The sequence below is a fragment of the Thioalkalivibrio versutus genome (assembly GCF_001020955.1).
Taxonomy (GTDB): Bacteria; Pseudomonadota; Gammaproteobacteria; order Ectothiorhodospirales; family Ectothiorhodospiraceae; genus Thioalkalivibrio; species Thioalkalivibrio versutus.
Map to the genome: position 1 here is coordinate 1,505,400 of NZ_CP011367.1, position 23,239 is coordinate 1,528,638.

Genomic DNA, 23,239 nt, shown 5'->3' on the forward strand with positions numbered 1-23,239 from the left:
TTTACCGTAACGTCCAGCCCTTCCACAAACCATCCCCGTCTGGACCCCGATGGCACTCACCCCGCGAGACAATCCACCGGCTTCCAGCGTACGCGCGCTTGTTCCGGCTCGCGAGGCATTGCGGGCCGAACCCCAGTTCGACACCTATCTGACGCGCCAGATCCCGGTGCTGGTGGCACTGTCCCTGGTCCCCGGCCTGGGCTACATCCTGCTGGGTGCGCTGCACGGGGCCTTCACCGCGGCTGCAGCCTGGTACAGCGTGATGTTTGCCGCATCGCTCTGGGGCCTGCAGCTGTACTGGCGTTATCACCGCTCGCCCTTGTCACCGGAGCAACGGCTCCGCTGGCGGCTGCACCTCACCCTCTTCCTGTATCTCTACTTGGCGCTGTGGACCGCGATCTTCCTGATCTTTGTGCGTCTGGACTCGCACAATCTCCACTACATCGCCATTTTCACGCAGATCGGCGCCACCACGGTGGTTGCGGCGCTGCTCTATCCGGCCCCCTGGGTCTTCCGGCCATTGATCCCCGCCATGATGGCGCCACTGGCCGGATATTTCCTGCTGATCGGGGACTGGTACAGCTATGTGCTGGCGGCGTTCTCGGCCACCCTTGCCCTGGTCCTGTTCTACGCGGCCAACAGCAGCTTCGGGTTGCTCCGCAACAGCTTCCATCAGGCCTCCCACGATGCCCTGACCGGACTGAACAACCGCGCCGCCTTCATCGAGCATCTCGAACAAAGCCTCGAGGTCCTGCAGCATCACGGACAGTACTCGTACCTGCTGCTGATCGATCTGGACCATTTCAAGACGGTCAACGACCTGCTGGGGCACGACATCGGCGACGAACTGCTGAAGTCCGTGACGCGCGACTTCGCCAACACCCTGCCCCCGGGCCACCACCTCGCCCGCCTGGGCGGCGACGAGTTCGTCATCGTGGCCCCTGGCAAGGAAGACCGCCAGACCTGCGAGCGCGCCGCCCGCCGCCTGGCGCATTCGCTGCTTCAGGTGGTCAAGACGCCCTACATTATCCGTAACCATCACCTGCACGTGAGCGCGAGTATCGGGATCCGCCTGATCGAGCCCGCGCAGCCGGTCGACTCGCATCAGCTCGTGCGCGAGGCCGATATCGCCATGTACGAAGTGAAGGACCGCGGGCGCGACGGCGTGGTCGTCTTCAGCGACGAGTTGTCGCGGGCGGTGGAGCGGCATCTGCAGATCGAGCGCTGCCTGCACTTTGCGTTGCACAATCGCGAGATCGAGGTCCTGTTCCAGCCCCAGGTGGATACCACTGGGCGGATCCGCAGCGCCGAGACCCTGATTCGCTGGCACAGCGCCGAGCTGGGCGCCGTATCACCCGCCGAGTTTATCCCCATCGCCGAACAGACCGGCTATATCAGCGAACTGGGCGACGCGGTGATCGCGCGGGCGTTCCAGGCCTTGCGCGACTGGGATCGCGCCGGGTTCCCCCTGGAGCAGCTCGCAATCAACATCAGCCCGCGCCAGCTGGTGCACCTGAACTTCGTCCACCGCATGCAAGACCTGATCACCCGCTATCTGGGCCGTGAACACGCCCACCGCATCACGCTCGAGATCACCGAGCACGTGGTGGCGGAGGATACCGACCGGGTGATCCATATCATGCAGGCCTTGCGGCAAATGGGCCTGCGCTTCTCGATGGACGACTTCGGGACCGGCTTTTCCTCGCTCAGCTACCTGAAGCGTCTCCCGTTCGACGAACTCAAGATCGACCGGAGCTTCGTCCGCCAGGTCGACCACGACACGAACGACCAGGCCATGGTGCGCACAATCTGCGACATCGCACGCCAATTCGGTCTGGCGGTGGTGGCCGAAGGGGTCGAGACCGAGGCCCAGTACCGCTGGCTGACCACCCACGGTGACTTGCTCTTTCAGGGGTTCCTGTTCGCCCGGCCCATGGATGCCAATGCCTTTTTCGATCACTGCCGCCGCGCGCCAGCGCTGAAGCCGGACACCAGTCGAGCGGCGCCGGCAGCGGGATAGGAATCCGGCCTCAGGCCCCGCCGGTCGCGGCCGGCAGCACCCAGAGCGTCAGCGACAGCAGGATCGCCGTCAGGCTGACCCCGATCAGCGGCAACATCATCACGCCGGCCAGGGCCTCGCGCCGGAACAGACGCACGGCCATACCACCCAGGGTCAGCGCCCAGCCCAACGCGACGAAGAACGCCAGCGCGTTCAGTTCGGCACGCCACAGCAGGATCAGGGCCACCGGGAGCCCAAGGTTGAGGATCACCACCCCCATCTCCTGGCTGCCCGCGGCACGTCCGGCAGACAGCGCATAGGCATACGCGGCCCAGACCATCAGAAGACCAAAGCCCAGGGCACCGGCCGCCGGCGAGCTAAGCGGCGCGCGCAGGATCGGCGCGCCGGCCGGCTCCAGCCCGACCCCCAGAGCCACGATCAGCAACGCCACCCCCAGGCTGATGGCCATCCAGAACAACAAAGTCCCGCGTTGCACATTGGGTTCGGTCATGTCTCCATCCTCGTCTTGTACCGTACTCGTCTACCCTGCTGACCGCCGAGCCGTTACAGGGTTCGCCACGCCGGCCGCTTCCGGAGGCTGGACTACGCCAGCTGCCAGGCGATCGTCTCGCCCGCGCGCAGGGGCACACCCGGATCATGCCCGAACAGTACGGCCTCCGGTACGGTCCACGGGGACCGCTCCAGCGTCAGCTTGTCGGTATTGCGCGGCAGTTTGTAAAAATCGGGGCCAAAATGACTGGCAAAGCCCTCCAGCCGGTCCAGTGCGTCCGCCGCGGCAAAGGCCTCCGCGTACAGCTCAATGGCCGCGTGCGCGGAATAGATCCCGGCACAGCCACACGCCGACTCCTTCGCGTGGCGTGGATGCGGCGCGCTATCTGTCCCCAAAAAGAAGCGCGGGTGGCCACTGGTGGCCGCCTCGAGCAGCGCCTTGCGGTGGAGTTCGCGCTTCAGGATCGGCAGGCAGAAGTGATGCGGCCGCATGCCTCCCGCGAACAGCGCATTGCGGTTGTACAGAAGGTGCTGGGGCGTGATCGTGGAGCCGACGTTGGCCGGCCCGTCCTGGATGAACTGCACGGCCGACTCGGTGGTGATGTGTTCCAGCACCACCCGCAACTCCGGAAAATCGCGGATCAGCGGCTCCAGGTGGCGCTCGATAAACACCGCCTCGCGATCGAAGATGTCCACGTCCGGATCGGTCACCTCGCCGTGAATCAGCAACGGCAGGTCCACCCGCTGCATCGCCTCGAACACCGGATAGCAGCGGCGGATATCGGTCACGCCACTGGCCGCATTGGTGGTGGCACCCGCGGGATAGAGCTTGACCCCGTGCACGAACCCGGAGGCCTTCGCCGCGTCGATCATGCCCGGTGTCGTACCCTCGGTCAGGTACAGCGTCATCAGGGGCTCGAAGTCCGCCTCTTCCGGCAGCGCCGCCAGGATGCGGTCGCGGTACTCGACAGCGGCCTCCACCGTCGTCACCGGCGGTTTCAGGTTGGGCATGATGATGGCGCGGCGGAAGCGGCGCGCCGTATCCGGCAGTACCGTCGCCAGCACATCGCCATCGCGCAGGTGCAGGTGCCAGTCGTCCGGTCGAGTCAGGCTCAGGCGGTTCATCCGTAGTTCCCTTCGCAGGGGGGCCGTCCGGTACTGGGCCCCGTCACAGTGTATGAGTCATGAGGATAACGCGCGGTGCAACTCGGCCTCGGACCAGCCCTCGACCACCACGGTCTTGCTGCGCGAGGTCGCACCGGCCACCACCTGCACGGCCGACTTGGAACACCCCAGTTCCGCCGCCAGGAGCTCGATCACCGCCGCGTTGGCGCGGCCCTTCTCGGGCGGTGCCTGGACCTTCAGCTTGAGCGTGTCGCCCATCCAGCCGCCAATGGCGTTGCGCTTGCTCCCGGGCGCCACCTTGACCTTCAACCGGCCCAAAAACCCTACCCGGCCGGGCGCGTCGCCATGTAGGCGCTGAAGACGCCGAGCTGGACATTGCGCTGCACGTCCTCGAAACCGACGGATCGCAGGGTTTCCATGATGTCCTCCGGGGGGACGCACTGATCGATGGTGTCCCAGAAATAGCGCATCAGCAGTTGCCCGTCCGGGTCGCGGGTGAGCACCTTGCCCACGAACGGCACAAAATCGCGGAAATAGAAACGCGCCAGGCCAAACTGGAACTTTGTACGTGGCCGCGAGACCTCGAGAATGGTGCAGCGCCCGCCCGGCTTCAGCACGCGGAAGTACTCGCTGAACAACTCGTGCAGGTCGCGCACATGGCGAAGCCCATACCCCATGTACAAACGGTCGTACTGCTGGTCGCGCAAGGGCATCTGTTCGCCCAGGCTCTGCACGAACGTGGCATCCATCTTGGTTCGGGCCACATCCATCATGCCGCGGCTCGGGTCCACGCAGGTCAGGTGATCATCGCCCACCACCTTGCGGATCTCCTCCGCCACCGGGCCGGTGCCGGTGGCCACATCCAGCACCTCCATGCCGGCCTCGAGACCGGATTGTTTCAGGACAAACCGGCGATACGACTGCCCGGTGCCGAAGAAGCCGACCCGCAGGATTCGGTCGTAATACGGGGCAGTCCGGTCGAACAGGTCGTCGACGTAGGCGCGCCGGCTGGCTTCATCCCCGTAGTAGTCCTTCAGGACCGGGTGTGGCTTCTTGGTGGTTGGCTGCATTGCGTGTACTCCCCAGGCAAGGGACCGGCGCCACCGCAAGTCGGCGGCCTGACCGGCCCGGCATCAATCCTTCATGGTGTCGCGAACGTCGTGGTCAGACGCTCCGAATAAAGTCCCTCGATCTCCACCAGCAACTCCTCGCGGCAGATATCCCCGTGCAGCAACAGGCACGGCACATCGTGACCAAGGCGCGAGCGCAAGTGACGTTCCGCGGCCGACGCATCGGCCGCATGGCGCAGGTACACCTTGAGCAGCGACAGGTCGCGCGGCCTCTCCACCCGAACCGGGTGATCCGTGGCGGCCTGTTCCAGCAGGACACCGACATTGCGCAGGCTTTCGTCGATCTGCGCCTCGAGATCGCCAACATGCCGGCTTTCATGGCCGACAATACTGGCGGTGCCCGAGATAAACAGCTCGGCCGATTCCGGCCCCGACTGCCACAGACTGGCGCGGGCAAACGAAGGGCTGCGCGGTCCGTACTGAGGCGGGTAGTGATACGCGCTGACCTGGCGCGGATTCTCGATACGCGCGGCCGCCTCGCGAGTGGCAATGAAATAGATCAGCAAGCCGTCGGAATGGGTGCCAATCGCCGTCGCCGCCGGGAGGAACTGTTCGTACTCCGGCAATGCCTCGAACACCCGCGCCCGTCCGCTGCAGAAGCCACGATAGCGCTCCTGGCCGGCGACCGGGTCATTGATCGCGGGAAGATAATTCCACACCCGTACCAAATGCTCGAAACCCAGCGAACGGCAACCAGCCAGGATCTCGCGGTACGCGCGCTCGGTCAGGGGGTCCGGGTCGCCTGCGGCATCCAGCGGCTGAATCCAGCAACCGATCAGGCAATCCTTGTGGCAAAGGTAGCTCAGCGAGCCTTCCACTCCGGTCTCGCCCTCGGCGCCGTCCGGCAGCGACCAGCATTCCGCCCAGTCCGACTCGCCGCCCAGGGGCTCCAGCCCCACGCGGATCTCCAGACGCCCCGGCAGGCGTTCCACACCGCTCGCCCCGCCAAAGCGGATCACCACCGGCGCCGACGCGCATTCCGGCTGCTCATCACGACAGTAGGTAACCGTCAGGGGGGCTTTTGCGGCAGATTCGCTCATTCCGGACGCCAGGGAGATCCATTCCAGCCAAAACAGCCGCGGAGTCTACCAATCTCCCACGATGGAAACACGGGTTCTCCCCTCGACCTGCCCCATCCAGTCTCTTTGTCCGTTCGTCATTGAGGGCCGTCGACCGCCACACCCGCATCGCGGAGGAATGCCCGGAGGCCCTCCGTGTAGTCGTCCCCGGTGGTCAGGAAGGCGTCGTTGTGGCCACCCTCCATCTCCAGCACTCGCGCATTCGTAGCGGCGGCCCGCAGGCGTTTGGCATGCTCGAATGGCACGATCTCGTCTTCGGCACTATGAGCCAGCAGGATGGGCGCGGAGATCGCGCCCACCCGGCCCAGGGTGTCGTATTGGTGCCGCAGCAGCGCCCGCACCGGGAGCCAGGGGTAATGGCGCGCCCCCAGATCGGCAGCCGAGGTAAAGGCGGACTCCAGGATCACCGCCCCCGGCTCCACGCCCGTTGCCAGTTCCGCCGCGACCGCCGCCCCCAGCGAACGGCCAAACAGCACGATCTCCTGCGGCGGAATCGAACGGTCGTCGATCAGGTACTGCCAGGCGGCGCGGGCATCCGCATAGGTGCCGGCCTCGTCCGGGCGCCCCGCACTCCGCCCGTAGCCGCGGTAATCGATGATCAGCACGGCCAGTCCCAGCTCGTGGAACTGGCGTAGGGAATGCAACCGGTGGCCGATGTTTCCGGCATTGCCATGCAGGAAGAGCAACACGGGCGTGTCGTCCTCCGGGCCCGGCAGGAACCAGCCATGAATCCGCACCCCATCCTCGGTGACCAGCTCGACATCCTCGTAGTCCAGCCCGATGCGCTCCGGCGTGCTGGTCACCGTGCTGGACGGCAGATAGATCAGACGATCCTGAGTCACGAAGATGAGCGCAGTTACCAGGACATAGCCCAGCCCCACGAGCAGCAGGATCTTGAACAAGTTGGCCATATCCCGATCCTGATCCCGGTTACTCCCGTTCGCAAGCCTCTCGCCACCTTCTGCGCTCCCGTACAATAGGGCTCTCGCTCTGTTTCGACGATTGCCTCCATGCGCCATTCGCTGCTGACCAATACCGATCTGCAGGGGCTCGACCGCGACGCGTTGCTGCGCCATTTTGCGGGCAGCCAGCCCCTGGACGACGCCACCGGCCTGCAGCTGGCCGAGGCACTGGATCAAGCACTGGAGGCCGTCGATACCGCCGGGCTCGAATCGCATCCACTGGACGTGGCGGAGATCCTGCGCCATCTCAACGTCGACCGGCAGACGCTGATCGCGACCTTGCTGGTACCCGTGTATCTGGCGGACCTGCTCAAGCCGGCCGAGCTCGAGCAGCGCTTTGGTGCCGCGGTGGCCCGGCTGACCACCAACGTCGCGGCGCTGGTCCGCCGCCGCTTCGAGGCCCCGGCCGGGCGTCCGGAACAGGCCGAACGCCTGCGCCGCATGCTGATGGCCATGGTGGACGACGTGCGCGCCGTGCTGATCAAGCTGGCGTTCCGCGTCCAGCACCTGCGCCTGCTGGTCCGCGAGCCCGACGAAGGCGCCCGCATCCTCGCCCAGGAGACCCTCGACGTCATCGCACCGCTGGCCAACCGTCTCGGGGTGGGCCAGCTCAAGTGGGAGATGGAAGACCTCGCCCTGCGCATCCTGGAACCCGAAACCTACCGCGACATCGCCGTGGGCCTCGAGGAAAACCGCACTGAAAGAGAATCCTACGTCGAAGAGTTCGCCCAGACACTGAAGACACGCCTGGAGGTAGACGGCATCGAGGCCCGGGTCTTCGGCCGGCCGAAGCACATCTACAGCATCTGGAAAAAGATGCAGCGCAAGCGCACCTCGCTGTCGGAGTTGTACGATCTGCGCGCCACCCGCGTGATCGTCGACCAGCTGGCCACCTGCTACACCGTGCTCGGCATCGTCCACAACGACTGGCGCCACCTGCCCAGCGAGTTCGACGACTACATCGCCAACCCCAAGGACAACGGCTACCAGTCCCTGCACACCGCCGTGGTCGGACCGGAGGGCAAGGTCGTGGAAGTGCAGATCCGCACCCGCGAGATGGACGACTTCGCCGAGCTGGGGGTCGCCGCGCACTGGCGCTACAAGGAAGGGGGGCGCGAGGATCAGGCGCTCAACCGCGCCATCAACAGCCTGCGGCAGCTGCTGGAGGCCGCCGACAACAACGACCAGAACCTGCTCGACGAGATCCAGAGCGAACCGCTGCACCAGCGCGTGTTCGTGCTCACACCCCAGGGCGAAGTGCTGGACCTGTCCCAGGGTGCAACCCCGCTGGACTTCGCCTACGCCGTCCACACCGAGGTCGGCCACCGCTGCCGCGGCGCCAAGGTCGACGGCCATATCGTCCCGCTCACCTACAAGCTGAAGTCCGGCGAGCGCGTGGAGATCCTGACCACCCGCGAAGGCGGACCCAGCCGCGACTGGCTGAGCCCCGCGCTGGGCTATCTCAACACCGCCCGGGCGCGCTCCAAGGTCCGCACCTGGTTTCGTCAGCAGCACCAGGACGAACACCTGGCGACCGGCAAGCACCTGTTCGATCGCGAATGCCAGCGCCTCGGCTGCGGCCACAACCTCGACCGCAGCGCGCTGGCCGAGGCAATGAAGTATCAGACCTTCGACGAACTCCTGATTGCGCTGGGCGCGGGGGATGTCACCACCGCCCAGATCGCCGGACGCATCTCCCACCAGCTGCGCGACGCCCGCACGGGGGAACAACCGGCCACTCCCCCTGCGCCCCAGCGGCCGCGCCGCCACGAGGGCGAAGCCAAACCGGACGACATCCGAATCCGCGGCGTCGGCGGGCTGCTGACCACGCGCGCCCAGTGCTGCAATCCGCAGACCGGTGACCCGATCATCGGCTTCATCACCCGCGGCGCCGGCGTCTCCGTCCACCGCAGCGACTGCGTGAACATCCTGCACATGCCGGAAGACAAGCGCGGCCGCCTGATCCCGGTCTCCTGGGGCGAAGAGCCCGAACGCGAAGCCATCACCCTGGAGGTGGATGCCCACGACCGCCCCGGCCTGCTGGGCGAAGTCGGCAACGCCTTCTCCGAATGCGGCATCAACCTGCTGCGCGTAAACACCGAAACCAACCGCGAAGACCGCAGTGTGCGCATGGAACTGGAAGCCGAATTCAGCGACCTCGGCGAACTCAGCCACCTCTTCGACCGCCTCCAATCCCTCAGCAGCGTCCAAACCGTCCGCCGCCTACCCCCAAACCCCTGACCCCGCCACGTCATCCCGCCCGTACGTACGCCTTCCCACCCTGTAGCGCCGGCCGCGCCCGACCCGGCCCGCGGCACCAGCGCCACCCCTTCCCGTCATCCCGCCCGCAGCGCCCACTTTTCCCGTCATCCCGGCCGCAGCGCCCCCTTTTCCCGTCATCCCGGCCGCAGCGCCCACTTTCCCCGTCATCCCGGCCGCAGCGAAGTGGAGAGCCGGGATCTCCCACGCCGGGCACACCCCAACGCATGGGCACACCCCACCGCAGAGATCCCGGATAACCGCTTCGCGGTTTCCGGGATGACGTCGGGGGCTACGACCCGCGTCTTTGCCCTTGTCACCACGCCAGGCTCATCCTCCTGACCACAGCGAGACCCCACGTCATCCCGCCCGCAGCACCCCCTTCCCGTCATCCCGGCCGCAGCGCCCACTTTTCCCGTCATCCCGGCCGTAGCGAAGCGGAGAGCCGGGATCTCCCACGCCGGACACACCCCAACGCACGGGCACACCACACCGCAGAGATCCCGGATAACCGCTTCGCGGTTTCCGGGATGACGTCGGGAGCTACGACCCGCGTCTTTGCCCTTGTCACCACGCCAGGCTCACCCTCCTGACCACAGCGAGAACCCCCGTCATCCCGCCCGCAGCATCCCCTTCCCGTCATCCCGGCCGCAGCGAAGCGGAGAGCCGGGATCTCCCACGCCGGACACACCCCAACGCACGGGCACACCACGCCACAGAGATCCCGGATAACCGCTCCGCGGTTTCCGGGATGACGTCGGGAGCTACGACCTGCTTCTTGGCACTTCACACCAACGCCAGACTCATCCGCCTGACCACAGCGAGACCCCTCGTCATCCCGGCCGCAGCGAAGCGGAGAGCCGGGATCTCCCCACGCCGGACACACCCCAACGCACGGGCACACCACACCGCAGAGATCCCGGATAACCGCTTCGCGGTTTCCGGGATGACGTCGGGGACTACGACCCGCGTCTTTGCCCTTATCACCACGCCAGACTCATCCCTCTGACCACGGCAACACACCATCCCGTCATCTCGCCCGCAGCGCCCACTTTTCCCGTCATACCGGCCGTAGCGAAGCGGAGAGCCGGGATCTCCCACGCCGGACACACCCCAACGCGCGGGCACACCACACCACAGAGATCCCGGATAGCCGCTTCGCGGTTTCCGGGATGACGAGTAGGAGTCAGAGGAATGCCTTCGGATCAAGGGTTCCCGAAACGCGGTGAACGCGCGACCACCGCAACATCCATGGCAAACTCAATACCTGGCCTCGCAAGGACGCGAACCATGGAAAAGCACCCGGCGGTCTACATCCTGACCAACCGGCGAGAAGGCACCCTGTACACCGGGGTCACCAGCAACCTCCTCGTCCGCATCGCCCAACACCGCAACGACCTTGTACCCGGCTTCACCCGTCGCTACAAGCTCCACCGCCTCGTCTGGTTCGAACAACACGAGTCCATGGACGAAGCCATCCGCCGCGAAAAGCAGATCAAACGCTGGCGACGCCCCTGGAAGATCGACCTTGTCGAAACAGAAAACCCCGCCTGGAGAGACCTCTACAACGATCTCTTCTAGCCGATTCCTACAGTGGAAGGTTCGAAGGCCCGTCGGGAACGCGTCCTTGTCCTGCTGACCACAACACGCGCCTCACCCCGTCATCCCGGCCGTAGCGCCCCCTCCCCGTCATCCCGGCCGCAGCGCAGCGAAGAGCCGGGATCTTCCCACGCAGGAACGCCCCGACATTTGCGCCACCCCGAACGACGGGGATCCCGGATAACCGCTGCGCGGTTTCCGGGATGACATAAGTCGATAGCCCGTCGGCTTATACGCTCACTAGAACCTCCGGACTTGCCCTCCTCGCCACAGCGACATCACAACCCGTCATCCCGGCCGTAGCGAAGCGGAGAGCCGGGACCTCGCACGCCGGATTCACCCCAACGCACGGGCAGCCCACACCGCAGAGATCCCGGATAACTGCTCCGCAGTTTCCGGGATGACGAAGGCTGGGGGGCGACTCCGAATGTTTTTCGCCTTGCCTGTCCGGCTAGGCGCTCCCTCTTGTCGTCATCCCGGCCGTAGCGCAGCGGAGAGCCGGGATCTCCCCACGCCGGATTCACTCCAACGTACGGCCAGCCCACACCGCAGAGATCCCGGATAACCGCGTTGCGGTTTCCGGGATGACGGGAGGGGTGGCGTTCGGGTTTTGGTGAGAGTCGAAAAGCGCCGACCGGGCACAGAGCCCCGTCAGTCGGCCGAGTGGCCCGGGCCCGTCCGCATGGAGTGTCGACGGGTCGTCTCGTAGGCGTTGGTGCCCTTGCGGCCGGACTTCAACTCGCGGATCTGCTGCGCGACCTCGCCCCGTCGTAGCGACAGGTCCTGTACGGAGGTCTCGTAGAAGCGCGCCAAGTCCTCCAGGGCCGTGCGCAGGGCCGCCCCGGAGTCATCGCGCAGCGGCACCGGATCGGCCCCGAAGGCCCGTTCCACCAGGGCCCTGGTCTGCCGGTCCAGCTCCTGCAGCTCTTCCCAGTCTTCTTCGGCCACGGCCCGCGCCATGTGGGCGCGGATCGCTTCGACCGCATCCTCCAGGGTGGCGCCTGTGGTCTCGGGCGCCTCCCGGCTATCGGTGCCGGTCATTGTCATCGGCTGCCCTGGAAATCAGAGGGAAAGTCCATAGAGGGCTGTCAGCTCGCCCGGGCAACACGCTGTTCGGACGGAATATCGTCCCAGCCCGCCTTGATCTCGCGCAGCAGCTTGGCCACCTCGTCCAGTGCCGCCGGATCGTTCTTCGCGTTCGCCTCCAGCAGGCGGCGGCTCATGTACTCATAGAGCGAATCCAGGTTCCCGGCCAGCTCACCATTGTGCTTGTGGTCCAGCACCGCCCGCAGGGACTCGACAATGTCGATCGCCTTGCCGATCTTCTCGCCCTTCAGGGCCACGTTGCCCTGCTGCATGGCACCCTTGGCCACGGCAATCCTCTCCAGCGCGCCCTCGAAGAGCATCTGGATCAAGCGGTACGGGTCCGCCACCTGGGCCTCGGCCAGCGCGCCCGACTGCCGGTACTGGTTCACTCCGCGATTCATGCCCGGTCCGTACATACGTTGGTCTCCGTTATCCGTTCGCCCAACCCGGGGCGACTATCGACGAGAATTGTTCTGGGCCAGCGGCATGTTCGCCAGCTGCCCCATCAGAAAATCACCGGTGCTCTGCATCTGCGCCACGGCACTGTCCATCCGCGAGAACTGCCCGATCAGCCGCTGTTCCATGCGTTCGAGGCGGATCTCCAGATTCTCGCGTTGCTGGCTAATGCGTTCCAGATCGTTGCGCAGACCGTCAGTGCGCGCATTGATCAACCCCTCCGGCCCGATAAAGCCATCGGTTACTTCCTGCATGCGCCCGCCGATCTCGCGCACGATCTCCGTGACACGGTCAAAACCGTCCGTCTCCATCGCACGGTCGAAGCGCGCGCCGTCAAAGGACAGCGTCCCATCGCGGTTGGACACGATCCCAAGCTCCGCGAGCGTCTGGGCATTCGCGTCCGGCACCTGGGCAGGCTGCATCAGCGCATTGCCCAGGCGGCTGCGAATACCGCGAATCGTACTGTCCCCCGTTAGTACCGAGCCTTCCTCGGAATCGGGGTTGAAGGAGGTCAACTCGCGGGTCTGTCCCACCAGGGAGTTGTAAGACTCCACAAACCCCTGCAGGGCCTCGCGCAACTGGTCCTGGTCTTCGCTCACGGAGACCGAAACGGGAGACTCGGACGTCCCGCGAAGCTCGATGTTCAGGCCCTCGATCGTATCGTCCAGCGTGTTGGTCGAGCTGGTCACGGTCAGGCCATTGATCACCGCCACGGCGTCCCGGGCTTCCTGCGTGGTTTCCAGGTTGTCGCTGGCCAGGCGGCCGAGCCCGTCGTTGGCGGCCCCGGTGTCACCATTGACCGCTACCGAGATCGTGTTGTCGGCACCGGTTTCGGTTGCATTCAGCACCAGCCGCGCACCACTGCCGTCATTCACGATCGAGGCCGTCACACCGCCACCGGCCTCGTTGATCGCGTTGCGCACGTCACGGAGGGTATCGCCCTCCCCGACATCGATGCTGATGGCGTTCCCGCCACCCACGCTGATCTCCAGCTGGCCGGCACCCACCTCGGCATCCGCATCGGCAAACTGGCCCGCCGCCGTCGCCACGCTCTGGGCCTGCGCCAGCTGATCCACTTGCAAAGAGAAATTGCCGTTCGCCGCGGTGCCGTCAGAGGTCACGTTGGCCACGCTGGAGTCGGAAACTTCCGCGGACTGAGACAGCTCGAAGCCCGCCAACTGGCTCAAGCTCCCACCGACCTGCTCCACACTGTTGGCCAGGTTGCCGAACGCGGAGATCTGGGCCTCGATCCGCCCTTCGCGGCGATCGAAACGCTGCTCTTTCGGTACCCGCTCGGCATTGATCAGGTCACCGACGATCTGATTCAGATCCAGTCCCGATCCAACACCCAATGAACTGATGGCCATGGTCTTTCTGCTCCTCGGTGTCCGACGTCTCGGACCCTTTCCACGTGCGATATATCTATTTACGACAGCCTAGCCCAAAACTTGAGCCCGCCGCAGGAAAACCGCCTCAAAATGGGTATGCCACCCCTGACTTGCCGCCCCAAAGAAACCCCGTCATAAACAAACCCCGTCATTGCGAGCAAAGCGAAGCAATCTCCAGAACCTGGCACCCACCCGCCACTCGAGCCTGCGACGAGCATCCCCCCTCCGTCATCCCGGAAACTGCGCAGCAGTTATCCGGGATCTCCACCGCCGAAGGTGGCACAGCCGCCGGGGGCGTTCCGGCGCAGGAGATCCCGGCTCTCCGCTGCGCTCCGGCCGGGATGACGGGGACACGGCACGCGCATGAGCGCGGATGCACGAACCTTCGGGCTTGCCACCCAGCCGGCTGTCATCCCGGAAACCGCGCAGCGGTTATCCGGGATCTCCGTCGCTGGAGATGGCACAAACGCCCGGGTGTTCGCACGTAGTGAGACCCCGGCTCTCCGCTACGCTCCGGCCGGGATGGTGGGGAAGCGGCATGCGCATGAGCCCGTATACATGAACCTTCGGGCTTGCCACCCAGCTAGCGCGTCATCCCGGAAACCGCGCAGCGGTTATCCGGGATCTCCGTCGCTGGAGATGGCACAAACGCCCGGGTGTTCGCACGTAGTGAGATCCCGGCTCTCCGCTACGCTCCGGCCGGGATGACGGGAAACGGCACGCGCATGAGCCCGTATACACGAACCTTCGGGCTTGCCACCCAGCCGGCGTCATCCCGGAAACCGCGCAGCGGTTATCCGGGATCTCCGTCGCTGGAGGTGGCACCGACGTCGGGGCGTCCCGGCGTCCGTGATCCCGGCTCTTCGTTTCGCTGCGGCCGGGATCACGCCAAGGGGGCCGCGGCACGGATGGCAGAAAAGGGGCCAGCGGGCCGTGGATCTGCGGCTCGCTGATGCTGGCACAACGAAAAAAGCCGGACCCCTTCCCGGGCCCAGCTTAACTAAACATCACGCTTACAGGTCTACGAAGCCGTCAGGCCTTGTCCGCCAGCCCCGTTCCGCCGAGCTCCTGCTCGGTCTGGAACTGTTCCACCAGGGCCAGCACGGCTTCCGGCGGGATCTGCCGGATCACCTCTTCGCGTTCTCCATCCATCACCGTAATCACCGTACGGCCGCTGCTGTCGTCCACGCTGAACTCCAGCGCCCGCTTGGTGGATTGCAGGTAGGAATTGATCGACTCGACCACCTGGTTGACCTCGTCCATGTCCATGGCCTCGATCGCCGGTCCGGTGGAGCTGCGAGTCGCGGATTCCTGCGAACTGCTCGGTAGAGCCACGGCCTCCGGCCGCCCCTCGCCACGAACAAGACCCGCGCCGGAACCAGGAGCCTTGGCCCCCTCGCCCCCGCGCGGGTTCACTGCAACCAGCGGTGATGTGATATTTCCGATTCCATCACTCATATCGCTGTCCTCTTCAGATGGGATGGATGGCGCTCTCGCCATCCATCCTCAACCAGAGCCCGAGTGATCGAGCTTACTGCAGCAGGGCCAGCACGTTCTGCGGAACCGCATTGGCCTGCGACAGCACCGAGGTACCCGCCTGCTGCAGCACCTGGGCGCGGGTCAGCTCGGCGGTCTCGGCCGCGAAGTCCGCATCCTGGATCCGCGAACGTGCGGCGGACAGGTTCTCGGAGGAGATCTCCAGGTTGCTGATGGTGTTTTCGAACCGGACCTGCACCGCACCGAGCTCAGCGCGAAGACCATTGACCTGGTCTAGCGCAAAGTCGACAACTCGCAGCGTGTCTGTGGCTCCCTCCCGGCTCAGGACATCGATATCATTCATCGAAAGCGATTCCTGTTCGTCAACATCAGCGCTCAAACCCAAAAGGGCGAAATCATTGCCCGCAATTTGGATGTCCCCACCAATCTCCCTGGACAGTTCAATGCCGCGCAGGATAGAACCGGAATCTCCGGTAGTAAGACCCTCGATTGCCAAAGCGCCACCGTCAGTAACCGACATTTGGATATCCGAGTTGGACTCCAGGATCAGATCGTCTCCACTAAAATCAGCGCGCACACCGGTCTGAGACGAGAGGTCATTGATCTTTGCGGCGATCTCTTCGGCACCATCGTCATTTGCAATCGCGATGTTGACACCATTGATATTCAATGTGCCATCAGCAGTCGCATCCGTTACCGCCAAAGTAGCTTCGGCGGTAGGGGCCAGAGAAGCGCGAACCCCGGAATCTGCCGAAGCATCATTGATCCGGTTCACCACCTGTGCGAGCGACGTGGCGTCCGCGTCAAGATCCGTCAGATCGATACCAATGCCCTGCAGCGAAAGAGAATCCCCGCCCAGAGTAGAAAGGTCCAGGCCGTCGGTGAAGTCTCCCAGCAGTGCCGCCGCGCCATCAGCCACCTGAGCCCCGAGCTGCGAGCCCTGGGCGTTCACTCCTTCAACACCGATAGTCTGGTTACGGTTTGCGCCCACCTGGAAAATCAATTCTTCCAGCGTTCCATTCAGGATGTCCTGACCATTGAACTGCGTCGAATTCGCGACACGGTTGATCTCCTCAACAAGCTGGGAGACCTCATTATTCAGCGCCTGGCGATCCTGCGATGAATTCGTGTCGTTACCGGCCTGAACGGCCAGCTCACGGATACGCTGCAGGTTGTCACCGATCGTGCCCAGCGCGCCTTCCGCCGTCTGCGAGAAGGAGATGCCGTCGTTGGCGTTACGCACGGCCTGGTTCAGGCCGCGGATCTGGGTGGTGAAACGCTCGGAAATGGCAAGGCCGGCCGCGTCGTCCTTGGCGCTGTTGATACGCAGGCCCGAGGACAGACGTTCCAGGCTCTGAGACAGCGCGCCCTGGGAGTTATTCAGGTTACGCTGCGCGTTCAGGGACAGAACGTTGGTGTTAATTACTTGGGACATGATCGCTCTCCTGTAGAGTCGTTCGTCACCGCCTCGGGCGGTTCTGGTGAACGGGTTGATCCCCGCTCTCAGAAGCCTTAACGACCCTCACCCAGGAACCTTTAGCCCTGCATCGAAATTTTTTTCGACCGGCGGCAATTCCTTGCCGCCCCCAGTTCCTCCGGCCGCGAAACCGTAACGCCCCGCACCAATGCCCAGCCATCATCCGGATCGCACTCCGCCCACCATGGCCTTCTCGGTCATCCCGGCCGCAGCCCCTGTCCGTCATCACCGGCCGTAGCGAAGCGAAGAGCCGGGATCTCCTCACGCGCGAACACCCCGACGTCTGCGCCACATTCAGCGGCGGAGATCCCGGATAACCGCTGCGCGGTTTCCGGGATGACGGGGGTGGGTGGGCAATCCGACGGATGGGTGGCCATTCCAAACGTGCCTGCATCTATCCACGCCATTATCCCGTCGGCACCCTTCCTCGCCGTCATCCCGACCGCAATGCCCCCTGCACGTCATCCCGGCCGCAGCGCAGCGGAGAGCCGGGGTTTCCCCACGCGCGAACACCCCGACGTCTGCGCGCCACCCCCAACGACGGAGATCCCGGATAACCGCTGCGCGGTTTCCGGGATGACACGGGTGGCAGGCTCGTACGGGAACGAGGGCCGCGACCCGGCCGCTCAAGGGTGGCGATTACGTCCCGTCATTGCGAGGAGCCGCAGGCGACGTGGCAATCGGCTGGCAGGGCGCAAGGCGTTTTAATCCAGCACTCTGCTTGTCCCGAGCGATTGCTTCGTCGCTGTGCTCCTCGCAATGACAGAGGTGGTGGATTCGCGGCTGGTTCGCGGGCTGACGGTGGTGGAGGTCGGAGGTGAGACGGTTCGGGTATATGGCCCAGGGCCTTGATATACTTGAGCGATGCGCCTGACGGACGAACAACAGACGATCATCCGCGAGGAAGTGCGCCGTGCATTCGGGCCGGATGCTCGCGTGAAGCTGTTCGGCTCGCGCGTGGACGATGCCGCGCGTGGCGGCGACATCGACCTCTACATCGAGGCGGACGGCACACCAGATGAACTGCTGGACCAGGAACTGCGCCTGTACGTGGCACTGCAACGCCAACTGGGCGAACGCCGTGTGGATATCGTCGTGCATCCGCGCGGCGCGCCGCCCCGCCCCATTGATACGCATGCCGACCGCACGGGTGTCGCCCTGTGACCGCCACAACGCCACAGCAACGACTCGCCCGGCTCATTGATCTAGTTGATCGCGAGGACGAGCACCTGCTCGCCGTGCGCGAACGCCTGCTGGAAGGCGATTGCACAGTCGATCCCGAACGCGTTCAGGGCATCCTTGCCACGGACACCGGGGTCGATCGCCTGGAGTCCTTCGGCGCGAAGTTCGGCCGCATGCAAGACACCATCATGGACAAGCTCGTCCCCACGTTTCTTGCCTGCGCCGGGGAAAACACGGGCCCGGCCATCGACAACCTGTCACGTCTGGAGAAGCTCGCCCTCATCCAGGACGCCGACGCCTGGCTACAAATGCGCCAGCTGCGCAACCGCCTGGTCCATGAATACATGGAGAGGCCCGCCGATCTGGCCCCGGCCCTCCAACGCGCCTGCCGCTTCACCGACCAGATGCACGCCGACTACCACGCGCTGCGCACCTACGCGCAGGACCACCTGAAGATCGGACCTGCCAGCCTTTAAGGTCTCAAAGCCGCTGGCTATCCCTCGCATCATCCCGACCGCCCCGACTCTAGCCCGGCCGCGCCGCTCCCCGCCATCCCAGCCACAACGCTTGCCTCCTCGTCATCCCGGCCGCAGCGCAGCGGAGAGCCGGGATCTCCCCACGCGGGAACACCCCGACGTCTGCGCCACCTCCAACGACGGAGATCCCGGATAACCGCTGCGCGGTTTCCGGGATGACGGGGTTGGGTGGTCGTTCCTGGGTTGGGTGGTCATTCCGAACGTGCGTGCATCCATCCAGCCCGCATCCCCTGGCCTTTGTCCCGGCGGGCTACTCCCTCGCCATCACCCCGGCCGCAGCGCTCCCCTCCCCGTCATCCCGGCCGTAGCGGAGCGGAGAGCCGGGATCTCCACACGTGCGAACACCCCGACGCTTGTGCCGGCTCCAACGACGGAGATCCCGGATAACCGCTGCGCGGTTTCCGGGATGACGGGGGGGTGGTCGTTCCTGCGTTGGGTGGTCATTCCGAACGTGCGTGCATTCATCCAGCCCGCATCCCCTGGCCTTTGTCCCGGCGGGCTACACCCTCGCCGTCACCCCGGCCGCAGCGCTCCCCTCCCCGTCATCCCGGCCGTAGCGGAGCGGAGAGCCGGGATCTCCACACGCGGGAACACCCCGACGTATGCGCCACCCCCAACGGCGGAGATCCCGGATAACCGCTGCGCGGCTTCCGGGATGACGGTGTGTGTGGGGGGCGACTGCTGCGATAGTCACGGGCGCCGGTCACCACGGCTGGCGCGGACTAGAGCAGCCAGGTGGTGCCGATGCGGTGCTCGGGTATAGCGCCGGGGATCAGGTCCATCAGGAGCCAGCCGAAGATCAGGGTGATGAAGGCGCCGCAGAAGATCGTGGCCACGAACAAGCCGATGCGGTTGCCGCGGCGCAGGCCGATGATCTCGCGCAGCGACCAGTAGAGCAGCCAGAGGGAATACAGGATCAGCAACAAGGCGATGCCGTTGCCCCAGGGCCAGGGGAACGCCGCGACGACCTTGCCGACCCAGGCGGGCAGCAGCCCGACGGAAACCGCCAGCATCGCCCGGTCCGGGTGCGAGTAGCCCTGGAACAGGTCGGTCAGGTAGTGCGCGGACCAGGCCATCCCCAGCACCCCGATGCTCATCGCCAGCACGCTGTAGACGCCAAAGCCCCAGGCACCGGGCATCGCCTCCGGCGGAAGGCCCGTCGGAATCACCTGGTAAAGCCACTGACTGGCGATCACGCTCGCCAGAAGCACCGGCAGCGCCAGCCCCAGGAACGTCTGCCACCACGGCGGGGCCGGCTCGATTGCACGCGCATCGCGCACCGCCCTCAGGGGGTTCACGAACGCGCGCAGGGTCATGCGGGCCGGATTAAGTCTCGCGGGAACGGTCATCACCCAAGTATGTGGCAATTACGTGACCATTCGATGACAGATTTTGCTAGCTTCAGGCATGCATCATCTGGTCCTGAACGCGGAAACGCTGCATTGGCTCGATTGACGATCCGTTTGCCGGACGACAAGCACGAACAGCTGAAGGCGGCGGCGCGCGAGCGTAAGACCCGCATGAACCGCCTTGTCGACGAGATGGCCACGTTGATGATTGCGGAACACGATGCGGAGACCCGGTTCCGGGTGCGCGCCCAGCGTGGTCAGGGCCGGGAGCAGGAAGGTCTGGCGCTGCTGGACAAGGCGATGGGGAACACCTCGCCTCATTGAGCGGCGACTCCCTAATGCAGGGCGAGCACGAGCGCCATGACGGTAATCGCCATCACTTCCACCAGTTCCAGGGCGGCGCCTGCGGTGTCTCCGGTGAAGCCGCCGAGCCAGTGGCGCAGGAAGGCGGCAATGGCGAATACCAACGCCAGCGCCACGGCCAGGCCCAGGATCAGGCCCCAGAGGCCGGTGACCAGCGCCAGTAGCAGGATCAACACACCGGTGGCCACCAGCACCATCTGGGCGGGGCTGCGCGGCAGGTGTGCGGCCATCTCGGCGCCTAGCCCCTGCTCCCGCACATAGGGCACCAGAAGAAACAGCCCGGTGAGCGCCGCCCGCCCCAGCACGATGGCGACCAGCAATGCGATCCAGGCACCCGTCTCCACCACGGTTACCAGGGCTGCGAACTTGAGCAGCAGCACCAGAACCAGCGCTGCCACTGCCATCGGGCCGCTGGTCGGGTCCTTCATGATGGCCTGGGCGCGTTCCGGGTCCTGATGGCTGCCGACCCAGGCATCCACCGTGTCCGCCAGGCCGTCCAGGTGCAGCGCACCCGTCAGACCGACCCATAACGCGAGCACCAGTGCCGCGACCAAGAGCGGCGGCGTGCCGGGTATGGCCGCCAGCGCGATACCGACCAGAACCACGAGCAGGCCCAGGATCAGACCGACCAGTGGATAAGCCAGCACCGAACGGCCCAGGTCGGCCGGCTGCGGGTCTAGCGCGGGGGTGGGCAGGCGGGTGAGGAACTGGAGGGCCAGCCAGAAGGGTTTAAGCACGGCGCTCATTTGGGTGCCCAGTCGGACTTTGACGGGAGGTATTCGCGGCCAGGGCCGCTCCCGCAGGGGGCTAGGCCACCGAAGGTCCTCGACATAGTTGTGGGAGCGGCCTTGGCCGCGAAAGCCCTGCCCGCGCCAGACTTTGGCAGGGGCTTCGCGTGCAAGCACGCTCCCACAAGAGCCCTCACAAGGCCACCCACAGGGTCTTGGCGCATCGGGGGCGGGAGATTCATCGATAGGGCTGCCATGGCTCGACAATATGCAGGGAGGCGAGCGGGACGTCGATGCCGAGCAGCTTCTCCAATGGCCAGCCCTCGCGCAGGGCGCGGAGCAGGCGGATGACGCCGCCGTGCGCGATCACGAGCACGCGCTCGCCTTCGTCGGGCGCCAGGTCATTCCAGCCGGCGACAACGCGTTCGCGAAACTCCAGGAGCGACTCGCCTTTGGGGGGCGGGTGATTCACCGGGTCCTGCCAGAAACGGCCGAGTGCATCGGCGTCCGTCTCCATCAGCGCCGCCGCCGTGCGGCCTTCCCAGTCGCCGAAGTCGAGTTCGGCCAGGCGGTCGTCGACGGCGAGCGGTACACCGGCCTCTTCCGCAAACGCCTGCGCCGGGGCAAGGCAACGCATCAGCGGCGAGCAGACAATGCGACCCCAGACAGTATCTCCGGCCAGCGCATCGCGCATCGCGGTCCACCCGGCCTCGGTCAGCGGAACATCGCTGCCTCGGCCGCAGAAGCCGTTCCCAGTCGTTTCTCCGTGGCGCAGCAGGCCGATTTGGGCGTGGCGGATAGTCAACTGGCCTCTCCGCTGACACCCGCCTCGGCGAAGGTGGCCATGCCCGAGTGCAGCTCGCAGGCCAGGCGCAGCAGGGGCACGGCCGTGGCGGCCCCGCTCCCCTCGCCCAGGCGCATGCCAAGATCGAGCAGCGGCTCGGCCTCCAGCGCCGCCAACAGGCGCTGATGACCCGGCTCCGCCGAGGTGTGTGCATAGAAGAACCAGTCCGCCGTGCCCGGACACAGGCGCTCGGCCACCAGCGCCGCCGAGGTGCTGATGAAGCCGTCCACCAGCACCGGCAGGCCGATCTGTGCTGCGGCGATATACGCCCCGGCCAGCCCCGCAATCTCGAAGCCGCCTAGGCAACGCAGGCTGCCGAGGGCGTCGCCCCGCACGGCCGCATGGGTCTGCAGCGCCTGCTCGATGACCTCGGCCTTGTGCCGCACCCCATTCGCGTCCAGCCCCGTGCCGGGCCCGGCCAGATCGGCGGGCGCCAGATCCAGCAGGGAACAGGCCAGAGCAGCGGCGGAGGTCGTGTTGCCGATCCCCATCTCGCCGCCGACGAACACTTGGGCGCCGCTACGCCGGGCGCGTTCCGCGCACTGGCGGCCGGCGTTCAGGGCGCGTTCCAGCTGCGCCGGAGTCATCGCCGGCTCGCGAGCCAGGTTCGCGGTGCCGGGGCCCAGGTTCAGTTGCTGCACACCGCTAACAGCGGGCGGCTCCGCGACCGTGCCCAGGTTGATCACTTCGATGGAGGCGCCCAGGTACCGCGCGAGCACCGAGATCGCCGCCCCGCCCGTGGCGAAGTTCGCGACCATCTGCGCCGTCACCGCTTGCGGAAAGCGCGAGATCCCCTCGGCCACCACGCCATGATCGCCAGCGAACACCGCGATGTGGACGTTCTCCAGGCTGGGCTTTTCCTGGCCCTGCATGCCGGCCAGGCGTTCCGCGATAGCCTCCAGTTGCCCGAGCGACCCGGGCGGCTTGGTCAGCTGGGCCTGCCGTTCAGCCGCGGCCTGCCGGGCGGCGGCGTCGAGGGTCGCCGGCGGCACCTGCAGCCAGTCACAGTCTTCGGTCACTTGTTGGTCCTCGTTGGTCTCTCGTGCGTGCTCAGCCACTTTCCTTCATCCCGGCCCATGACTCCTCGCCATCCCGGCCGGCTACTTCCCGTCATCCCGGCCGCAGCGAAGCGAAGAGCCGGGATCTCTCCACGCCGAGGACACCCCGGCATCTGTGCCACCTCCAGCGACGAAGATCCCGGATAACCGCTACGCGGTTTCCGGGATGACGACGTTGGGGGAGCATTCCGAATGTCTGGAACAGGAATCCTGGCCACCCGCCCAACTGTCATGCCGGCCCATTGCTTTTCGTGATCCCGGCCATCCATTGCCCGTCTTCGCCAACCACTTCCCATCATCCCGGCCGTAGCGAAGCGGAGAGCCGGGATCTCCCACGCGGGAACACCCCGACGTCTGCGCCATCTCTCACGACGAAGATCCCGGATAACCGCTGCGCGGTTTCCGGGATGACGACGTTGGGGGAGCATCCGAATGTCTGGAACTGGAATCCTGGCCGCCCGCCCATCTGTCATGCCGGCCCATTGCTTTTCGTGATCCCGGCCATCCATTGCCCGTCTTCGCCAACCACTTCCCGTCATCCCGGCCGTAGCGAAGCGGAGAGCCGGGATCTCCCCACGCCAGGGATACCCCCTGACGTCCGTGCCACCTGCC

The 23,239-nt window shown here is 65.7% G+C and carries 21 protein-coding genes; 6 read left to right on the top strand and 15 right to left on the bottom strand.

From position 1 onward, the window contains the following. The first annotated feature begins 49 nt into the window (after positions 1 to 49). Positions 50 to 2,020 carry a putative bifunctional diguanylate cyclase/phosphodiesterase gene (locus TVD_RS06960; RefSeq protein ID WP_047251184.1) on the top strand — a complete coding sequence of 657 codons (1,971 nt, stop codon included), beginning with the start codon at positions 50 to 52 and terminating at the stop codon, positions 2,018 to 2,020. Positions 2,021 to 2,030: 10 nt separating this feature from the next. On the opposite strand, the gene TVD_RS06965 is transcribed toward TVD_RS06960, so the two are convergent. The 6 genes from TVD_RS06965 to TVD_RS06990 form a co-directional block, all read right to left on the bottom strand. Next, on the bottom strand, positions 2,031 to 2,510 hold the full coding sequence (locus tag TVD_RS06965; protein ID WP_018169820.1) for a hypothetical protein: 480 nt from the start codon (positions 2,508 to 2,510) through the stop codon (positions 2,031 to 2,033). 92 nt (positions 2,511 to 2,602) lie between these two features. Further along, complete coding sequence (gene pyrC, locus TVD_RS06970) at positions 2,603 to 3,634, bottom strand: dihydroorotase (protein ID WP_047251185.1); 1,032 nt, start codon at positions 3,632 to 3,634, stop codon at positions 2,603 to 2,605. A 57-nt stretch (positions 3,635 to 3,691) separates the two neighbouring features. Then, positions 3,692 to 3,952, bottom strand: coding sequence for a DUF167 domain-containing protein (locus tag TVD_RS06975; protein ID WP_047251186.1), 261 nt, complete (start codon positions 3,950 to 3,952; stop codon positions 3,692 to 3,694). A gap of 5 nt (positions 3,953 to 3,957) precedes the next feature. Continuing rightward, a complete protein-coding gene (locus tag TVD_RS06980; protein ID WP_018176763.1) occupies positions 3,958 to 4,704 on the bottom strand; it encodes a class I SAM-dependent methyltransferase in 747 nt (248 codons plus the stop codon). A 71-nt stretch (positions 4,705 to 4,775) separates the two neighbouring features. After that, a complete protein-coding gene (locus tag TVD_RS06985; protein ID WP_047251187.1) occupies positions 4,776 to 5,804 on the bottom strand; it encodes a chorismate transformation FkbO/Hyg5 family protein in 1,029 nt (342 codons plus the stop codon). A 116-nt stretch (positions 5,805 to 5,920) separates the two neighbouring features. Continuing rightward, a complete protein-coding gene (locus TVD_RS06990; RefSeq protein WP_047251188.1) occupies positions 5,921 to 6,754 on the bottom strand; it encodes an alpha/beta hydrolase in 834 nt (277 codons plus the stop codon). 99 nt (positions 6,755 to 6,853) lie between these two features. On the opposite strand from TVD_RS06990, the gene TVD_RS06995 reads away from it, so the two are divergent. Both TVD_RS06995 and TVD_RS07005 read left to right on the top strand, forming a co-directional pair. Then, positions 6,854 to 9,046 (top strand): RelA/SpoT family protein, encoded by a 2,193-nt coding sequence (locus TVD_RS06995; RefSeq protein WP_047251189.1) that lies wholly within the window; start codon positions 6,854 to 6,856, stop codon positions 9,044 to 9,046. 1,308 nt (positions 9,047 to 10,354) lie between these two features. Further along, the gene (locus TVD_RS07005; protein ID WP_047251191.1) at positions 10,355 to 10,645 is read left to right on the top strand and encodes a GIY-YIG nuclease family protein; all 291 of its coding nucleotides are present in this window, start codon (positions 10,355 to 10,357) and stop codon (positions 10,643 to 10,645) included. A gap of 669 nt (positions 10,646 to 11,314) precedes the next feature. Here the strand turns inward: TVD_RS07005 and TVD_RS07010 are convergent. From TVD_RS07010 to TVD_RS07030, 5 genes are all read right to left on the bottom strand, one after another. Beyond that, the gene (locus tag TVD_RS07010) at positions 11,315 to 11,704 is read right to left on the bottom strand and encodes a flagellar protein FliT (protein ID WP_047251192.1); all 390 of its coding nucleotides are present in this window, start codon (positions 11,702 to 11,704) and stop codon (positions 11,315 to 11,317) included. 47 nt (positions 11,705 to 11,751) lie between these two features. Further along, positions 11,752 to 12,165 carry a flagellar export chaperone FliS gene (fliS, locus tag TVD_RS07015; RefSeq protein ID WP_019567889.1) on the bottom strand — a complete coding sequence of 138 codons (414 nt, stop codon included), beginning with the start codon at positions 12,163 to 12,165 and terminating at the stop codon, positions 11,752 to 11,754. A gap of 39 nt (positions 12,166 to 12,204) precedes the next feature. Further along, the gene (gene fliD / locus TVD_RS07020) at positions 12,205 to 13,572 is read right to left on the bottom strand and encodes a flagellar filament capping protein FliD (protein ID WP_047251193.1); all 1,368 of its coding nucleotides are present in this window, start codon (positions 13,570 to 13,572) and stop codon (positions 12,205 to 12,207) included. A 1,053-nt stretch (positions 13,573 to 14,625) separates the two neighbouring features. Next, positions 14,626 to 14,862 carry a flagellar protein FlaG gene (locus TVD_RS07025; RefSeq protein WP_018866945.1) on the bottom strand — a complete coding sequence of 79 codons (237 nt, stop codon included), beginning with the start codon at positions 14,860 to 14,862 and terminating at the stop codon, positions 14,626 to 14,628. A gap of 262 nt (positions 14,863 to 15,124) precedes the next feature. Continuing rightward, the gene (locus TVD_RS07030; RefSeq protein WP_047251194.1) at positions 15,125 to 16,525 is read right to left on the bottom strand and encodes a flagellin; all 1,401 of its coding nucleotides are present in this window, start codon (positions 16,523 to 16,525) and stop codon (positions 15,125 to 15,127) included. Positions 16,526 to 17,431: 906 nt separating this feature from the next. Between TVD_RS07030 and TVD_RS07040 the strand changes: the two genes are divergently transcribed. Both TVD_RS07040 and TVD_RS07045 read left to right on the top strand, forming a co-directional pair. After that, positions 17,432 to 17,731 carry a nucleotidyltransferase family protein gene (locus TVD_RS07040; RefSeq protein WP_018951967.1) on the top strand — a complete coding sequence of 100 codons (300 nt, stop codon included), beginning with the start codon at positions 17,432 to 17,434 and terminating at the stop codon, positions 17,729 to 17,731. Then, complete coding sequence (locus tag TVD_RS07045; protein ID WP_047251196.1) at positions 17,728 to 18,225, top strand: hypothetical protein; 498 nt, start codon at positions 17,728 to 17,730, stop codon at positions 18,223 to 18,225. Before TVD_RS07040 ends, TVD_RS07045 begins: the two co-directional genes overlap by 4 nt. 782 nt (positions 18,226 to 19,007) lie before the next feature. Here TVD_RS07045 and TVD_RS07055 read toward each other — a convergent pair. Continuing rightward, positions 19,008 to 19,634: a YIP1 family protein gene (locus TVD_RS07055; RefSeq protein ID WP_047251198.1), complete on the bottom strand. Its 627-nt coding sequence runs from the start codon at positions 19,632 to 19,634 to the stop codon at positions 19,008 to 19,010. Between the two features lie 114 nt (positions 19,635 to 19,748). On the opposite strand from TVD_RS07055, the gene TVD_RS07060 reads away from it, so the two are divergent. Then, a complete protein-coding gene (locus TVD_RS07060) occupies positions 19,749 to 19,958 on the top strand; it encodes a hypothetical protein (protein ID WP_047251199.1) in 210 nt (69 codons plus the stop codon). Positions 19,959 to 19,969: 11 nt separating this feature from the next. On the opposite strand, the gene TVD_RS07065 is transcribed toward TVD_RS07060, so the two are convergent. The 3 genes from TVD_RS07065 to cobT all read right to left on the bottom strand — a co-directional run bounded on the left by TVD_RS07065 (position 19,970) and on the right by cobT (position 22,588). Then, complete coding sequence (locus tag TVD_RS07065; RefSeq protein ID WP_047251200.1) at positions 19,970 to 20,743, bottom strand: adenosylcobinamide-GDP ribazoletransferase; 774 nt, start codon at positions 20,741 to 20,743, stop codon at positions 19,970 to 19,972. A 220-nt stretch (positions 20,744 to 20,963) separates the two neighbouring features. Then, positions 20,964 to 21,530, bottom strand: a complete 567-nt coding sequence (locus TVD_RS07070) for a histidine phosphatase family protein (protein WP_047251201.1) — start codon at positions 21,528 to 21,530, stop codon at positions 20,964 to 20,966. Next, the gene (cobT, locus tag TVD_RS07075; protein WP_026331192.1) at positions 21,527 to 22,588 is read right to left on the bottom strand and encodes a nicotinate-nucleotide--dimethylbenzimidazole phosphoribosyltransferase; all 1,062 of its coding nucleotides are present in this window, start codon (positions 22,586 to 22,588) and stop codon (positions 21,527 to 21,529) included. The genes TVD_RS07070 and cobT overlap by 4 nt, the downstream gene beginning before the upstream one ends. Positions 22,589 to 23,239 lie beyond the last annotated feature (651 nt).

What these genes read in the sequence shown, in the direction of transcription:
- TVD_RS06960 (WP_047251184.1), top strand. Translation starts at nt 50, where the DNA reads ATGGCACTCACCCCGCGAGACAATCCACCGGCTTCCAGCGTACGCGCG.
- TVD_RS06965 (WP_018169820.1), bottom strand. Translation starts at nt 2,510, where the DNA reads ATGACCGAACCCAATGTGCAACGCGGGACTTTGTTGTTCTGGATGGCC.
- pyrC (WP_047251185.1), bottom strand. Translation starts at nt 3,634, where the DNA reads ATGAACCGCCTGAGCCTGACTCGACCGGACGACTGGCACCTGCACCTG.
- TVD_RS06980 (WP_018176763.1), bottom strand. Translation starts at nt 4,704, where the DNA reads ATGCAGCCAACCACCAAGAAGCCACACCCGGTCCTGAAGGACTACTAC.
- TVD_RS06985 (WP_047251187.1), bottom strand. Translation starts at nt 5,804, where the DNA reads ATGAGCGAATCTGCCGCAAAAGCCCCCCTGACGGTTACCTACTGTCGT.
- TVD_RS06990 (WP_047251188.1), bottom strand. Translation starts at nt 6,754, where the DNA reads ATGGCCAACTTGTTCAAGATCCTGCTGCTCGTGGGGCTGGGCTATGTC.
- TVD_RS06995 (WP_047251189.1), top strand. Translation starts at nt 6,854, where the DNA reads ATGCGCCATTCGCTGCTGACCAATACCGATCTGCAGGGGCTCGACCGC.
- TVD_RS07005 (WP_047251191.1), top strand. Translation starts at nt 10,355, where the DNA reads ATGGAAAAGCACCCGGCGGTCTACATCCTGACCAACCGGCGAGAAGGC.
- TVD_RS07010 (WP_047251192.1), bottom strand. Translation starts at nt 11,704, where the DNA reads ATGACCGGCACCGATAGCCGGGAGGCGCCCGAGACCACAGGCGCCACC.
- fliS (WP_019567889.1), bottom strand. Translation starts at nt 12,165, where the DNA reads ATGTACGGACCGGGCATGAATCGCGGAGTGAACCAGTACCGGCAGTCG.
- fliD (WP_047251193.1), bottom strand. Translation starts at nt 13,572, where the DNA reads ATGGCCATCAGTTCATTGGGTGTTGGATCGGGACTGGATCTGAATCAG.
- TVD_RS07025 (WP_018866945.1), bottom strand. Translation starts at nt 14,862, where the DNA reads ATGGACATGGACGAGGTCAACCAGGTGGTCGAGTCGATCAATTCCTAC.
- TVD_RS07030 (WP_047251194.1), bottom strand. Translation starts at nt 16,525, where the DNA reads ATGTCCCAAGTAATTAACACCAACGTTCTGTCCCTGAACGCGCAGCGT.
- TVD_RS07040 (WP_018951967.1), top strand. Translation starts at nt 17,432, where the DNA reads ATGCGCCTGACGGACGAACAACAGACGATCATCCGCGAGGAAGTGCGC.
- TVD_RS07055 (WP_047251198.1), bottom strand. Translation starts at nt 19,634, where the DNA reads ATGACCGTTCCCGCGAGACTTAATCCGGCCCGCATGACCCTGCGCGCG.
- TVD_RS07065 (WP_047251200.1), bottom strand. Translation starts at nt 20,743, where the DNA reads ATGAGCGCCGTGCTTAAACCCTTCTGGCTGGCCCTCCAGTTCCTCACC.